Source organism: Brevundimonas nasdae (assembly GCF_016654005.1).
Taxonomy (GTDB): Bacteria; Pseudomonadota; Alphaproteobacteria; order Caulobacterales; family Caulobacteraceae; genus Brevundimonas; species Brevundimonas nasdae.
On sequence record NZ_JAEPWN010000007.1, the window covers coordinates 123,634 to 137,330 of the forward strand.

At 64.0% G+C, this 13,697-nt stretch carries 11 protein-coding genes and 1 pseudogene; 10 read left to right on the forward strand and 2 right to left on the reverse strand.

The features are described from left to right. Positions 1-148: 148 nt before the first annotated feature. The 6 genes from JKF87_RS11960 (at position 149) to JKF87_RS11985 (ending at position 8,287) form a co-directional block, all read left to right on the forward strand. Positions 149-976 carry a hypothetical protein gene (locus tag JKF87_RS11960; RefSeq protein ID WP_201100125.1) on the forward strand — a complete coding sequence of 276 codons (828 nt, stop codon included), beginning with the start codon at positions 149-151 and terminating at the stop codon, positions 974-976. Then, positions 976-2,772 (forward strand): hypothetical protein, encoded by a 1,797-nt coding sequence (locus JKF87_RS11965; protein ID WP_201100126.1) that lies wholly within the window; start codon positions 976-978, stop codon positions 2,770-2,772. Before JKF87_RS11960 ends, JKF87_RS11965 begins: the two co-directional genes overlap by 1 nt. A 208-nt stretch (positions 2,773-2,980) precedes the next feature. Further along, entirely contained in the window at positions 2,981-5,413 is a 2,433-nt protein-coding gene (locus JKF87_RS11970; RefSeq protein WP_201100127.1) for a sensor histidine kinase, read from the forward strand. Next, positions 5,406-6,101 carry a hypothetical protein gene (locus JKF87_RS11975; protein ID WP_201100128.1) on the forward strand — a complete coding sequence of 232 codons (696 nt, stop codon included), beginning with the start codon at positions 5,406-5,408 and terminating at the stop codon, positions 6,099-6,101. The genes JKF87_RS11970 and JKF87_RS11975 overlap by 8 nt, the downstream gene beginning before the upstream one ends. A 25-nt stretch (positions 6,102-6,126) precedes the next feature. Further along, on the forward strand, positions 6,127-6,690 hold the full coding sequence (locus tag JKF87_RS11980) for an HNH endonuclease (RefSeq protein ID WP_201100129.1): 564 nt from the start codon (positions 6,127-6,129) through the stop codon (positions 6,688-6,690). Next, entirely contained in the window at positions 6,650-8,287 is a 1,638-nt protein-coding gene (locus JKF87_RS11985; RefSeq protein ID WP_201100130.1) for an Eco57I restriction-modification methylase domain-containing protein, read from the forward strand. Before JKF87_RS11980 ends, JKF87_RS11985 begins: the two co-directional genes overlap by 41 nt. A gap of 271 nt (positions 8,288-8,558) precedes the next feature. On the opposite strand, the gene JKF87_RS11990 is transcribed toward JKF87_RS11985, so the two are convergent. Both JKF87_RS11990 and JKF87_RS11995 read right to left on the reverse strand, forming a co-directional pair. Next, positions 8,559-8,780 (reverse strand): helix-turn-helix domain-containing protein, encoded by a 222-nt coding sequence (locus JKF87_RS11990; RefSeq protein ID WP_201100131.1) that lies wholly within the window; start codon positions 8,778-8,780, stop codon positions 8,559-8,561. A 67-nt stretch (positions 8,781-8,847) separates the two neighbouring features. Continuing rightward, positions 8,848-9,129, reverse strand: coding sequence for a helix-turn-helix domain-containing protein (locus JKF87_RS11995; protein WP_317134893.1), 282 nt, complete (start codon positions 9,127-9,129; stop codon positions 8,848-8,850). Positions 9,130-9,202: 73 nt separating this feature from the next. Here JKF87_RS11995 and JKF87_RS12000 point away from each other — a divergent pair, with 73 nt between their 5' ends. The 4 genes and pseudogenes from JKF87_RS12000 to JKF87_RS12010 all read left to right on the forward strand — a co-directional run bounded on the left by JKF87_RS12000 (position 9,203) and on the right by JKF87_RS12010 (position 13,697). Beyond that, positions 9,203-9,688: an RNA polymerase sigma factor gene (locus JKF87_RS12000; RefSeq protein WP_201100132.1), complete on the forward strand. Its 486-nt coding sequence runs from the start codon at positions 9,203-9,205 to the stop codon at positions 9,686-9,688. A 16-nt stretch (positions 9,689-9,704) separates the two neighbouring features. Further along, positions 9,705-9,848: pseudogene (locus JKF87_RS18340) on the forward strand (DUF4880 domain-containing protein); the annotation flags it as partial. 63 nt (positions 9,849-9,911) lie between these two features. Then, positions 9,912-10,676 carry a FecR family protein gene (locus tag JKF87_RS12005; RefSeq protein WP_236261353.1) on the forward strand — a complete coding sequence of 255 codons (765 nt, stop codon included), beginning with the start codon at positions 9,912-9,914 and terminating at the stop codon, positions 10,674-10,676. Between the two features lie 72 nt (positions 10,677-10,748). Next, the gene (locus JKF87_RS12010; RefSeq protein ID WP_201100134.1) at positions 10,749-13,697 is read left to right on the forward strand and encodes a TonB-dependent receptor; all 2,949 of its coding nucleotides are present in this window, start codon (positions 10,749-10,751) and stop codon (positions 13,695-13,697) included.

Sequence of the window (13,697 nt, forward strand, 5' to 3'; positions counted from 1 at the left end):
TCCGCTCTTATAGCCCGCACCACCACAGAGTCTTTCGTTGTCTGACCGCTGAGGCAGCGTCGGTGCCTTCGACGGATGTCCATCGGTGGGCCTCTGAATAGTTTCGGTCTATTCGTATTGTGATGCAAAGTGTCGTTGGATCGTCGTCTTGAACGGCGCTTTCGCGGAGCCACAGATGACGCATGCTCTAGACGCCGGAAATGGACGTCTTGGCCGCCTCGTGCGCGAGGCCCAGCCGGTGGCCCCGCTGCTGCCCTTCGTTCATAACACCGACGCGTTCCAGTTCGTCGACATCGTCGAGACGGGCGTGTTGGAGCCCCAACCCTGTACGGTTTTCACAGGCGAGGCGCTGACCTATTTCTTCTACGCGCGTCCTGCCTTTAGACCCGATGTCAACGAGGAGGCGACGGCGCTCGAACACTATTTCCCCGTCTGCCTGATCTTCAAGCACGAGGCGATCACAGAGATCCGACGCGTGTTCCCGTTCGACTCCGGAGCTTTCCAGGGTGGCCTTTACGGCGCCTTCATGCACCGCCGCATGAAGCTCGGCGACTTCGCGCTCGAGGCGGAGACGTCGACACCCGCCCGCATGGTGGGACGGTTCTTCGGGACCAACGAAGCCTATCTGTTTTCCAGGGACCCTCTCGACAAGGACATTCCGGCCGATCATCTGGAGGCCCGGTCCTACGCCGCCCTGGCCGGCGCCAAGGGCGGCAATGCGATCGACAGCCGCGGATCCGGCGTGGAAATCCAGACTTCTGAGCCGATTTCGCTTCAGGGTATGCTCGACGCCGTCGTGCTGCCGCTGTCCTTTGTCGAGACCCAGACAGGTCGAAGCCTGCGCGACGCTGGCGTCGATCTTCTGCCCTACAATACCATGGGGCGCACAAGGCCCTCGGAATGCATGGGGTCGATCACCGACATCTGCGCCGCTTTTTACGCCCGGCGCGACCTCATCCTTGGCGCAGGCGGTTGATGGCCTGGCTTGCGGGGTTTCTGACCGTCGGCGCGCACGACGACCCGACCCTTCTGTTTCCGGTGTTCAAGTCGTCCGCCGGTGCCAACAGCCTACTTGTCCAGCGCATCGATGCCGACGACCGCGTTGTGGACTTCGACCTGATCTCGACCTCGGGCAGGCTTTGGATCACGGCGGAAGAACCGGTCGAGGTTCAGGTCCGCGATCCGGCGCTCTGCGCCTTCAGGGACGAACGCGGGGACATCCACCTGGGGACTTTCCGGGAGATTGAGCATCGGGTGTCGCGTTTGCTGGACGCCGGCGGTCTGTCCGACCAACCCCTGGCCGCCGCCGACCTCGCACTGTTCTTCGAGATGGGAAGCCGGCATCCGAGCGTCATCAAGGCTGCGTTCGGACGCCTGAGCCTGGCGTCGGATCGCGCGGGCAAGGTCTGGCGCGATACCCAGGTCTTCGCGCCCGCCGTCCGCCGGGACGTGCGGGCCGCCGCCCAGGAGACCGGCGAAGGCTGGCCGGTCGAGGACCTGGTCGTCCTTTCGCGCGAGGATGTGCTGGAGCTCCACATGCAGGCACCCTGGCCCGCCTTGCCCGACCTGGAAGAGACCCGCGTCCTGATGAAGATCTTCGGCCTGCGGGAGATCCGGGTCCTCAAACTCGCCATGGAGGGGCGCCGAGGGGCAGGTGACGCCGACTTTGTCATCGTTGGAACAGGGGGCGTCGCGCGGTCTGTATTCAAGGATCCCAAGTTCCGACGCTCCCCCATGCGGTGGAACGCCAAGGCCTCCGCAGACGGCCTCCTGGCATTGGGGAGAACAACGGACTGGAATGGGGGGGCGGCGCCGGATCGCCCGCTCTTTATCGCCGTGGCCCAAAGCGATCCCGAACAGATCGAGGTCGTGGTTGACGCCGCCCGGGCGGCCCCCCACCGCGCCGTCCAGCACCTCATCCAGATCCGGCCGGTCGGCCATGGGCCCCAAAAGCGCCAGAAGGTCCAGGTCGCAGCTCTCAAGCGCCTGGCTCCGACGTTCGGTGTCATCTGGGTCATCAACAACCACCGCGATCGCAACCTGCGCCACGCGCCTAATAATCTCGCGGCCAGCAGTTTCGCAGGCCGAATTGTCAAGGCTCTGGCGATCTCGCTGCTCAACCGTCACGGCCGTCTGCCGAAGCTCGAATGGGCCGGGCACGGCGTTCGTGAAGTTGGCGTTTTCGCGTTGGCCGGTACGGTCCGGGTGTGCCGGGACGAGGGCCGGGAGCGCACGGCCCGGCGGTTGCTTCATGAGATGGCCAGCGAGGAGTTCAGGCTCGACTCGGCGCGCGAGATCGTGGTGCTGCTGCCCTACGGGGTGGACGAGACCGAGCCCGAGGAGCCCGTGCGTTTCGGAGGCCGCGAGTACCGCGTCAGATATCTGTCCCGGATCGGCGCGGGCCGATCCCGCGAGGCCATCGGCTGGGCAGTTGATGTCCAGCTGTCGGCGGGTGATCCCGGCTGGTACCGGCAGTTCTGCCTCGATCTGATGGCGGGCTATGGTTGGGAGCCGCTGCGCGATGAGGACCAGGCTATCGGTTTGGTGCGCGATGGCGACGCGTTACGGCTATGGTGGGCCAACACCGTGCCCGATCTGGAGCGTATCGTCTTCGAGCGGGCGGCATTCGATCGGCCGAACGAAGTCATCGTCACAAATCAGACCGTTACGCCGGCTTTGGCGCGAGCAGCCGACGACAACGGCTGGTTACTGCTGCATCATGCCGAGATCAGCGCCTGGATGTCGCAGACGTTCAGTCCGCATGGCGGATGACCACGGCGATGGAGGGGCGGATTCAACCTGCGGGAGGACGAGACGACCTTGACCATGGCCTCTCCCCGAGCGCACCTGTAGGCGTCGAGGAGAAACTGCCACCGGCGGGTCGATCAAAGGCGAGCAGGGCGATGGACGTGGCATGAGCAAAAAGAATCTCGCCTTCAAAGTGTCGGCCAAGGCTGCGCGTCTTATCGGGCGTGAGAATGTGGCGAACGCCGAAGGCGCGATCGTCGAGCTGGTGAAAAACACCTACGACGCCGACGCGGACCATTGCGTCATTCTGTTCCGCAACCGGTTCCCGGCCCTGCCGGAGATCGCCAATCCCGACGATTACGTCTGGCTGTCGCTTCACCTTGTCGATCCCGCGACCTTCTACGAACCGGTCGAGGGCGGCTACCGTCTGCGCTCGGCGATCGACGAGGGCGAACGGGCCGCAGCCGACGCCCGTGTCGCCCAGAGCCGGGACCTCTGGATCATCGACAACGGCGACGGCATGACGGCTGACACCATCGAGAAGCACTGGATGGTCATCGGCACCAACTTCAAGGAGGAGAATATCTTCTCCGGCGACGGTCGGGTGCGCACGGGCGCAAAGGGGATCGGGCGGTTCGCACTCGACCGACTTGGCACGTTCTGCCGCATCCATTCCTCGGCGCTGGATCCCGCGGGCGACGTGACGTCCCTCGACTGGCAGGTGGACTGGAATGCCTTCGACGGCGCCGGAAAGGTGCTGGACGACGTCCAGGCCACTCTGTCGAGCGTGGACCAACCCGTCCAAGCCCTCGTCCAGACCTTGCCGAGCTGGCCGGCCATCGAGGCGGCCCGAACGTCGGGGCGCAGTTGGAATACCGGCACCGCCATCTGCATCAGCGCCCTTCGGGACACTTGGGCCGCCAAGGACGTCGCAAGGCTCTTCAATTCCCTAGCCTCGCTGGTCCCGCCCGAGGAACAGAAGCCGCTGTCCATCACGGTCCTGGACGAGCAACTGCCGGACTTCTACGGGGAGGTACGCTCCGAGACCCTCGATGATTTTGACTACAAACTCGTCGCCGAGGTCCGGTCCGACGGCGTCATCGACATCCGCATAGCGCGCAACGAACTCAGCGTGTTCGAACTGCCCAGCGAACTGTTTGACCTGCCGGACATGGCGGAGGCGCGATACCAGCTGGAGGCATTCCGGGCCGGAGAGATCCATTACGAACGACGGTTTACAGACTGGTTCCCGTCCGAAGGAGACCGGCAGATCGCCGCTCTCAAGGCTATCGGACCGTTCGAGTTTACGCTTCTGTTCTACAAGCGCGCCAAGCTTGCGGCCGAGGACCAGCGGAAATATCCATACCGGAGCTTCCAGCCCGGCCCGCGCAAAAAGTGGTTGGACGAACAGGGCGGCATCAAGATCTATCGCGACGACTTCCTCGTTCGACCCTATGGCGAGCCGAACGGTCGCGCCTATGACTGGCTCAGTCTTGGGCAGCGCGTCGCGCTGAACCCGGCGCCCGCGTCTCGCAAGGGCTGGCGCGTGAGCCCGCAGAGCCTGGCCGGCACGGTTAGGATTTCCCGGGCGCGCAATCCGGGCCTCTCCGATCAATCCAACCGCGAAGGCGTAATCGAGAACGAGAGCTTCCGTCTGTTCCGTCAGCTCATCGTGCGCCTCGTGAAGGAGTTTGAGGACGATCGGAGCCACATCCTCTCCAACCTTCTGGAACTCGACAAGCGTCGCAACCCGGGTGAAGAGGCCAAGTCGGCCGGCGCGGTCATCGCGCGCAAGATCGATGAGAATCCGCGGACGGCGACGGCCGAGGACGCGGTCACCCTGGCCGTCGCCTACAAGGTCCAGCGTGACGAGATCCGCGAGCTCAAGACCGAGCAGGGGATGCTCCGTTCGCTGGCGACCCTGGGCACGGTGCTGGTCTCCTTCTCCCACGAGATCGGTCAGTTGCAGACCAGCCTGGGCGGTCGCGCCAAGACGCTTGAGGCCATCCTGACCCGACTGATCCCGCAGGGCGCGCTTGACGGCCTTCCTGATGCGGTCAACCCGATCAACACGCTCAACGAATGGGACGCCAGCGACCAGAAGGTGCGTCAATGGTTCGACTTCGCCCTGACCTCCGTGCGGGCGGACAAAAGAACGCGCAAGCCGATCAACATGCGTGACCACCTGCGCCAGATCGAGGCGACGTGGCGGCCATTCCTGGCGTCCCGTGAGGTTGCGTTCGAGGTCGAGTTCGAATCCGATTTCGATCCCTCTCTCTCGGGCTTCGAGATCGACCTCGACAGCATCTTCAACAACCTCATCCTGAACTCAGTGGAAGCCTTTGTGAGCCGGCGGCATCCAGGTCATCGATCTATCCGGGTGGTCGTCTCAGGTGGCGAAAACGGAGCCATCGACATCCGCTACACCGACTCAGGACCGGGCCTGGACCCGACGATCCCGGCAGAGCGCCGCATCTTCAACTTCGGCGAAACGACGAAGACCGGCTTGAACGGAAGTCCCGGCGGCACCGGGATAGGGATGTGGATCCTGGACTCGATCGTCGGCGAATATGGCGGCCAGGCCCGCGCCTTCCGTCCGGGCGACGGTTGGGGCTTCCGCATCGACATAACCTTGCCGACAGCGCCGGGGCGGACGGATGGCTAGACTGGTCTATATCGACGAGCAGGAAGCGGCGCGAAACGAGATGGTGCGCGCCGTCTTTATTTCCGGGCATTTCGAGGCCCATGACATCGTCGTCCTCGACCCCTCGCCGGACATGGCCGACACAATCTCCGAGATCGAGGCGCATCGTCCCGAAGCGTTGATCACCGACTACGTCCTGTCAGAACATAAGGCCGGTGTGGCCTATTCGGGGACGGAGCTCGTCCAGGCCTACCAGGCGCAGCGAAAGGCCTTCCCGTGTTTCGTGACGACGGGATTCGCTGCCGACGCGGCCGGGTCCGCGCCGCTTCAGGTCGATGTGAATTCGATCTACTCGAAGATCGAGTCTTTTCAGGCTCCGGATCCCGATGCGGCGCCCCAGTCCTTGCCGTTCTTCCTTCGCGTCAAGACCAAGATCGAGGCGCATCAAGCCTATATCGCTTTCCTAGAATCCAGCCTGCTCGCCCTGATCGAGGCCGGGTCCAACGGTCCCCTGAGCCCGTCCGAGGCCCAGAAACTGCTCGATATCGACGATGAGCTCGAGGCGATGCTCGGCGGAACCACACGGGTGCCGGCGGCAGTGAAGGAACAGGCCCTAGCGCCCTTGACGGCCATCGTCAGCAAGGCACAGCGGCTGGTCGCCGACCTGGAAGCGCTGTATCCTGACGACGAGGAGGCGCGCGGTGCCTAGACACGTCCCGATCCGCACGCCGGACGTGCCTGACCGGGCGCGCTACCAGGATTACAAGCCGCAGCTCCGGCAGGATTTCCTGCATGCCTGCGGCTACTGCGGGGACGGCGACCGGTTCTACGGCGGCCTGCCTGGTTATCACGTCGATCATTTCGCCCCGAAAAAGCGATTTCCGGCGCGCGAGTTCCTTTACACGAACCTCGTCTACAGCTGCCCTTACTGCAATCGCGGCAAGTCCGACAAATGGATCGGCGACGATCCGGATCAGTCACATGACGGACAGGCGGGGTTCATTGACCCGTGTCTTCCAGATTTTGACGACCATCTGGAGCGGGATGCTGAAGGGCGATTTGTCGCCAAGTCCGCAGTCGGCGGCTATATGATCACCCACCTGCGACTCTATCTGGACCGGCATCGGTTGATCTGGGCCATCCAGACCCTCCATGCCCTTCGGGAGCGGGCGCAGTCCCTCCGTCATCGCCTTAAGGCCGACGACGCCCGTTACGTCCCGCTCCTCGAAGCGATTGCAGAGATCTCCGAACAGATTGATGACTACAGCCGAGAGGTCTTTGGAGCGCCCGCGCAGTGATCGGCTGAACGGCGTCGTCTACACGCCGGCACCGATCGCTGCCGCGCTTGTCGCGCTTCTCGATCACCTGGGCGTCGTCATGAGCGGGGACGTGCTCGAACCGAGCGTTGGCGACGGCGCTTTTCTGACGGCCTTGACCGACCATGGCGCTCGGCCCGAGCGGACCTTGGCCATCGATATCGATCCTCAGCGGCTCAACACGCTCGCCGCTGGCCGTCCGGGGTTGGCGACCCATTGCGGCGATTTCATTCAGTATGTGCTGGATCGGCCCGGGTCGCGCTTCGACCTTATTGTCGGAAACCCCCCCTACATTCGGCGCAAGAATTTCGACGTCGGCTTCTCAGAGACCCTAGATGCGCTTAGCAAGCGCCAAGCCTATCCTCGACCGAACCTGAAGAATGCCTGGGCCGCATTCGTTATAGCTGCGGAAAGCGTGCTGTCGCAGGACGGCGCCCTGGCCTTCGTCGTCCCCTATGAACTCATGAACGTCGACTATGGGCTGGCGCTTCAGCGCGAGGTGTTTCCCAGATTCGAACGGATCGACATTCTGGTTCCCAAGGAGAAGGCGTTTAAACAGATCGATCAGGATGCGGTCGTGATCATCGCCCGCCGCCGGGCGCAGGACCTCGGCGTCTTCGTGCACGATGTCGCCAATCTGGAGGTGAAGACCCTGGGGCACGGCACGCGGATCGATTACGCTCCCGGGTCTCCGATCGCCATCAATCTCAAGGCGTTTCTTCTGACCGATCAGGCCGCCGCCCTGCTGCGACGAATCCAGTCCACAGCCCCGACGGTCGCCGATGTCTGTCGAAGCCACACCGGCATCGTCACCGCGGCGAACGACTACTTCATCCTGACGCGGGAAGCGGTGGAACGGCGAGAGCTTGCGGCCTGGGCGAAACCGATCCTCAAACGCAGCGCCTATCTTCCGTCGGGGCCGATCTTCACGGCCGAGGATTTCGCACGATTGAGCCAGACCCTGCCAAGCCAGGTGATCGATTTCAACGGGTTTTCGCGCCAAGACCTGACCCCAGCGGCGGTTCGGTATGTGGAGGAGGGCGAGGCTTCAGGCGTGGACGGGTCGTACAAGGCGCGAAATCGCCAGACCTGGTTTCACATTCCCATGACGCCGAAATCCCGCGGCCTCTTCTTCAAACGGTCCTTCGCCTATCCGCGCCTGTGTGTGAACGAGGCCGACGCCTATGTGACCGATACCGCCTATGTCATCCACATGGGCGAAGGCAGAACCGTCGAGGCGCTCTGCTACTCTTTCTACAACTCTTTGACCCTGCTGTTCTGCGAAGTCCTGGGCCGCTTCTATGGCGGCGGTGTTCTCGAGCTGACTCCGAAGGAGTTTCGGGCCTTGCCTCTCTACTACAGCGAGCCGACTCCTGCGGCCTTCAAGGACTTCGCCGCCGCGGAGCGATGGTCGGATCCGGAGCGGCTCGCGCTGGACGGCGATCAGCGGCTGATCGAGCAGCATGGCTTTTCGGTTGAGGACATGGCTGTCGTGCATGACGCCTGGCGGACACTTCGCGCTCATAGACTTCGTCATGGAGCGTCCGGGACCTTGTCCAAACAGCCCGCCCCGAAATAAGGCCAGTCTTCAACTTCCGATCAGACGATCGATCTTCTGGCAAAAGCGCCCGCTGTTTGATCTCGGCCGGTGGTTCTTCGAATTCACCGACACCGAACGCGGGGAGAAGAAGAAAGCAAAGTGGCGGTCTCGCCTGACCGATCCGCCAGGCAGATCGCACGGTCTCTCCCCGACATACCCCCCGCGCGCGGCTCGGCCGAATCGTCCGACGAGGGCCGGAGGTGATGGTCAAGATCACGGGGCGGACCAGCGACGGCGGTACATGACTAGATCAACTAGCTGTTGTGTCTTTGGCCAAAAGCTCGAGCGGGGAGATCCCCAACACATCAGCAATTCGCTCGACAATTTTAAGGGTGGGATTACGCCGACCACGTTCGAGTTCGCCGACGTAGCTGTAGGCTAGCCCAACCTCGAGGGCCAACACTTCAAGCGTCATGCCGCGCGCATGCCGCGCAGCGCGTACGTTCCGTCCGAAATCGGAAGCTAACCCCATAGGGTCTAGCGCAAGCAAGCGCGCGTCTCGGACCAGTCACTATAGTAACTGTCTCAATCATTGTGTTTTACCGAGGCGGATATTCGGAGCGAACACTCGTAGGTTTCTTTGACGCATCGGGGTCTAAAAGATGGTGCGCCTCCACTCCTAGGCATACCGAGAGCGCTTCGATCACTTTTAGGCTTGGGTTTCGCGCTGCTCGCTCAATCTGGCCGACATAACTGGGCGAGCGGCAGACAGCGTCCGCCAATGCCTCGATGGTTAGGCCACGATCCTGCCGGGCGCGCCGCACGTTGCGACCGAGGATCTCGCGCAAATCCATGGCGACAATCGCCAAGAACGCCGACATTCCATCCAGTCACTATAGTAACCAATCGTCCCTTCCGGTAGGTTGTGCCCAGCATGCAATCGCAGGCGGGCCCGTGGCTGAGAAGGCTGAACCAGCACCATCATCGTCTGTCGATGAGCTTTATCGGCGCTATGCCGCGTGGCTCCGGGCTCGGCTTGGTGCGCGCTTTGGCGCACACGCCGCCGATGATCTGGTCCAAGAAGCGTATCTGCGGATACGGCCCTATCAAGCCCGCGGCATACGGTCTCCGAAATCCCTTCTGCTGCGCATTGCCTCCAACCTTGCCTTGGACGGCCTCGCCCGTGAGGCTGTCCGCCAAAAGCACCTTAACGATGCGTCGGCGGGTTCGGACGCTGCTTTCGACAGCCCCCACGAAACCCTCCTCCTTAAGCAGATCGTCCGCTCCATCCCTGAAAAGGACCGAGAGGTGTTTCTCCTCTCGCGATTTGGGGGTTTGACTCATGCCCAGATCGCTGCGCGACTAGGGATTGCGGTTAAAACCGTCGAGTGGCGCATGGCGCGCGCCTTAAAGCACTGCGACGACCATCTGCGCCGCTGATCGGAGAGGACCCGCGATGAGCGCGAGTCAGAAACCAGCGACGGCAGCCGACCGCGAGGCGGCGGACTGGTTCGCGCGACTGGGTTCCAAGTCCGTATCGACGGAGGCGCTGCAGGCGTTCTTCACTTGGCGAGAAATCCCGGAGAACGCCGCCGCCTACAAACGGCAGGAGGCGAACTGGGATCGGATAGGCCAACTGAAGGGCGATCCTGAGATCCACGCCATGCTGCAGGACGCCGGACGCCCCAAACCCCGGCGATCGTTCGGGGGCGGATGGCTGGGTCCCGCCGTCCTGGCCTTGGTCTTCGCCGGCGTGGGCGTCGGCGTCTATCAAGTCTACTATGCCCAAACGGCTTTCGAGACCGATGTCGGCGAGCAAAAATCCATCCAGCTGGCGGACGGATCCTTTGTCCGTCTCGACACCGACAGCCGTATCCGCGTCCGACTGAATGGGGCGGGGCGCAAGGTCGAGCTTTTAGAAGGTCAGGCGCTTTTCAAGGTCGCGCATGACGCCCGGCGTCCGTTCACGGTCTCCGCCGGAGGAGCCACTGTTACTGCGCTCGGCACGGTGTTTGATGTTCGTCGCAGCAGCCAGGGTGTCGAGGTGGTGCTGGTCGAGGGCAAGGTGCGAGTGCAGGCGGCCGGTGGTCCAGATCAGATCCTGACGCCGAACCAGAGCGCCCACACCACGCGCCAAGGCGCCAAGGCGCAGCCGATTGATGCGACGACGGCGACGAGCTGGGCAGATGGCCGATTGGTGTTTTCGGGCACGCCGCTTCAGAAAGCCGTGTCCGAGGTCAACCGCTATCTGACCCACAAGATCGAGCTCGACGCACCGGACGTCGCTGACACGGTGATCAGCGGCACCTTCCGAGCCGGCGATCGCACGGCCTTTGTCTCTGCGGCGTCGGACCTTTTCAGTCTTGAAGCCCAGCCCCAGCCGGGAGGTGCGGTCAAACTCGTCCCGCATCGGACAAAAAATCCCTGACCCCCACCAGGGTGTCGCCGGGTCTGACCCGTCCTTGGTCCGACGCACCAATGCGTCGTCGGGGAGGACATCATGATCCATTACAGCCGTCATCGGCTCGGCGCCGTCGCCATCGCCGCCTGCGTCGCTTTCGCGGCGCCCGCAATCGCGCAGGACGAACGCGTTTTCGACATTCCGGCAGGGCCATTGGAAGGCGCACTGGCGCTTTTCGCCGTCCAGTCTGAACACCAACTGCTGTTCGCCACCGAAATGGTGGCCGGCCGCGAGACGTCGGGCGTTTCTGGACGGCTCAAGGTGACGGACGCGCTCGATGGGCTCTTGGCGGGCTCCAGTCTGTCGTGGCGCCAGACTCGCCCGGGCGTCATCGTGCTGAGACGCGCCGGGCCGACGCCGAGCGCCGAAGTTCTTTTCCCGCCAGCGGCGGTCGACGACATCATTGTCACCGGCAGCCTGTTGCGCCAGTCGGGCGAACTGGCGTCGCCCGTCGTGCAAATCGATCGGGACGCGCTGGACGCTAGCGGTCGCGGCACGGTGGCGGATTTGCTGACCGCCTTGCCGCAGAACTACGCCGGGAGCGGGTCGCCTTCGGCCAAACTGACCCTGGCCGATCGCTCCGGCTCGAACTCGGTCGTCTCTACAGGTGTCAATCTTCGCGGGTTGGGGCCGGACGCGACCCTGGTCCTGATCAATGGACGGCGTCTGGCGGGGACCGGGTTTAGGGCGGAGTTCGCCGACGTTTCGGCCCTGCCGTCGGCGGCAGTTGAACGTGTAGACATCCTGCTGGATGGGGCCTCGGCCCTCTATGGCTCGGATGCTGTGGCGGGCGTCGTCAACATCATCATGAAGCGCCAGTTTGACGGGCAGGAGACCCGCATCCGGGCTTCGTCGGCAAGCGGCGGCGCTGAGGATCTGCAGATCGCCCACACGGCCGGGAAGGCCTGGTCTTCCGGCGCCGCCCTCCTCTCCGTCGAGTATCAGACCGTCAACGGTCTCAGCAGCCTGGACCGGGACTATACCGCCACGGGCGACCTGCGGCCGTTCGGCGGGTCAGACTGGCGCACGCTGTTCAGCGCGCCCGGCAATATCGTGGCCTATGACCCGGCGCGCGGCGGCTATGTGTCTCGCTACGCCATACGGCCAGGGGCCAGCGGCGCTGCGGAGACGCCGGCCGATTTCGCGACGGGATCGTCGAACCTCGAGGCCAACGGGCTGGGCGTCGATCTCCTGCCGGAGATCGAGCGGGTCAGTCTGTATGGCCGGTTTCGGCAGTCCCTCGGCGACCGCGTCGATCTGTCTGGTGATGTCCGCTTCAGCCATCGCGACTACGGGTTCACCAGCTTTCCCTATGTGACGCTTTTGGACGTCGGCGTCGCCAACCCGCACTTTGTCTCGCCCGACGGATCGACCTCGCATCAGATCGCCTATTCGTTTTCCGGCGACCTCGGCGGGACGCGCCAGGAAGGGGCGTCGGAAAGTCTCGGCTTGACGCTCGGCGCCGATCTGGATCTCGGCCGGGACTGGTCCTTGTCGACCTATGTCGCCCATGCGGAAGAGCGGGGCGAAAGCTGGAACCGCAACCAGGCTCACGCCGGCTTCCTGTCCGAAGCGCTCGGCAATGTGGCGGATAATCCCGACACGGCTTTCAGCGCGGCGCGGGACGGCTATTTCAATCCCTTCGGCGCAGGCGCCGCCAACAATCCGGCGGTTCTGGCCTTCGTCGGTCAGGGCTATTCCGGCGCCCTGGACCGGAGCCAGTCGCAGACGGTCAACGCCCTGTTCGAAGGGCCGCTGTGGCGATTGCCGGCCGGAGACATCCGCGTGGCGATCGGCGCCCAGTATCGCAAGGAGCGGTTCGCCACCCGAAGCGAAACCTTCCTGTCGTCGGTGACGCCGACCAGGCTCGTGACCCCCGCGCGGTCGCGCGACGTGTCGGCGCTCTTCGGCGAAGCGCGCGTGCCGCTCGTGACCCAAGGCGAACGGCCTGGCCTGCATCGGCTTGAACTGTCCTTTGCGGGGCGGATCGAGGCGTATGAGGATCAGGGTTCGACCTCCAATCCCAAACTCGGAATCGTCTGGTCGCCGACGCAGCCGCTCACGCTGAGAGCGAGCTATGGGACCTCCTTCCGCGCCCCGGCCTTGCCGGAAATGTTCGACCCGGAGAGGGGCGCGCCGACCTTCGTGACGGACAGCACGGGCGCCCGCGTGCTCGCCATCTATCGCTATGGCGGCAATGTCGATCTGGAACCCGAAGAGGCGGAGACCCTGACGGCCGGCTTCGACTATCGGCCGCAGAGCGGCGCACGCCTCGCCGTGAGCTATTTCGACACCCGGTTCACGGACCGGATTTCGCAGCCTCTCGCCGCCAGTCTCGCCAACGCCCTGACGGACCCTGCACTGGCGCCGTTCGTGACCCGGGTCGATCCGTCGAACGACGCGGCGGATCTCGCCCTGGTCGAAGGGTTTCGGGCCAATCCGGGCTATGCGCTGACCGCCTTTCCGGCGACCTCCTATGGGCTCATCCTTGACGCCCGATGGGTCAACGCCGCTGCCGTCACGGTGCGCGGCGTCGATTTGACCGCCTCCTATCCCCTGACGATCGGCGGCCAAAGGTTTGATCTCGACGCGTCCGCCAGTCAGCTGCTCGATTATGAGACCCAGCTCACGGCCGCGGCGCGACCGACGGATCGTCTGGGGCAGGTGGGTTATCCCGCCGAACTGCGCGCGCGGGCAGGGGCGAGCTGGACGTCAGGCGCATGGGGCGCATCGCTGCACTGGAGCCATGTGGCCGGGGCGACCGATGCGACGGGGCAAAGCATCGACGCCTGGAATACGGCCGATGCGCAACTGCGCTGGGCGCCCGACGTCGGACCGCTCCGGGAGATCGACATCGCGCTCAGCGTCCAGAACCTGTTCGACGCGGACCCGCCCTTTTACAACTCATCGACCGGCTATGGCTTTGATCCGGGCCAGGCGGACATGCTCGGCCGGGTCGTCGCCCTCCAGATGACCAAGCGCTGGTAG

Bases quoted from the DNA above. Each gene is read 5' to 3' on its own strand.
- JKF87_RS11965 (WP_201100126.1), top strand. From the start codon at position 976: ATGGCCTGGCTTGCGGGGTTTCTGACCGTCGGCGCGCACGACGACCCG.
- JKF87_RS11995 (WP_317134893.1), bottom strand. From the start codon at position 9,129: ATGTCGGCGTTCTTGGCGATTGTCGCCATGGATTTGCGCGAGATCCTC.
- JKF87_RS12010 (WP_201100134.1), top strand. From the start codon at position 10,749: ATGATCCATTACAGCCGTCATCGGCTCGGCGCCGTCGCCATCGCCGCC.
- JKF87_RS11985 (WP_201100130.1), top strand. From the start codon at position 6,650: ATGACTACAGCCGAGAGGTCTTTGGAGCGCCCGCGCAGTGATCGGCTG.
- JKF87_RS11990 (WP_201100131.1), bottom strand. From the start codon at position 8,780: ATGGGGTTAGCTTCCGATTTCGGACGGAACGTACGCGCTGCGCGGCAT.
- JKF87_RS12005 (WP_236261353.1), top strand. From the start codon at position 9,912: ATGCTGCAGGACGCCGGACGCCCCAAACCCCGGCGATCGTTCGGGGGC.
- JKF87_RS11975 (WP_201100128.1), top strand. From the start codon at position 5,406: ATGGCTAGACTGGTCTATATCGACGAGCAGGAAGCGGCGCGAAACGAG.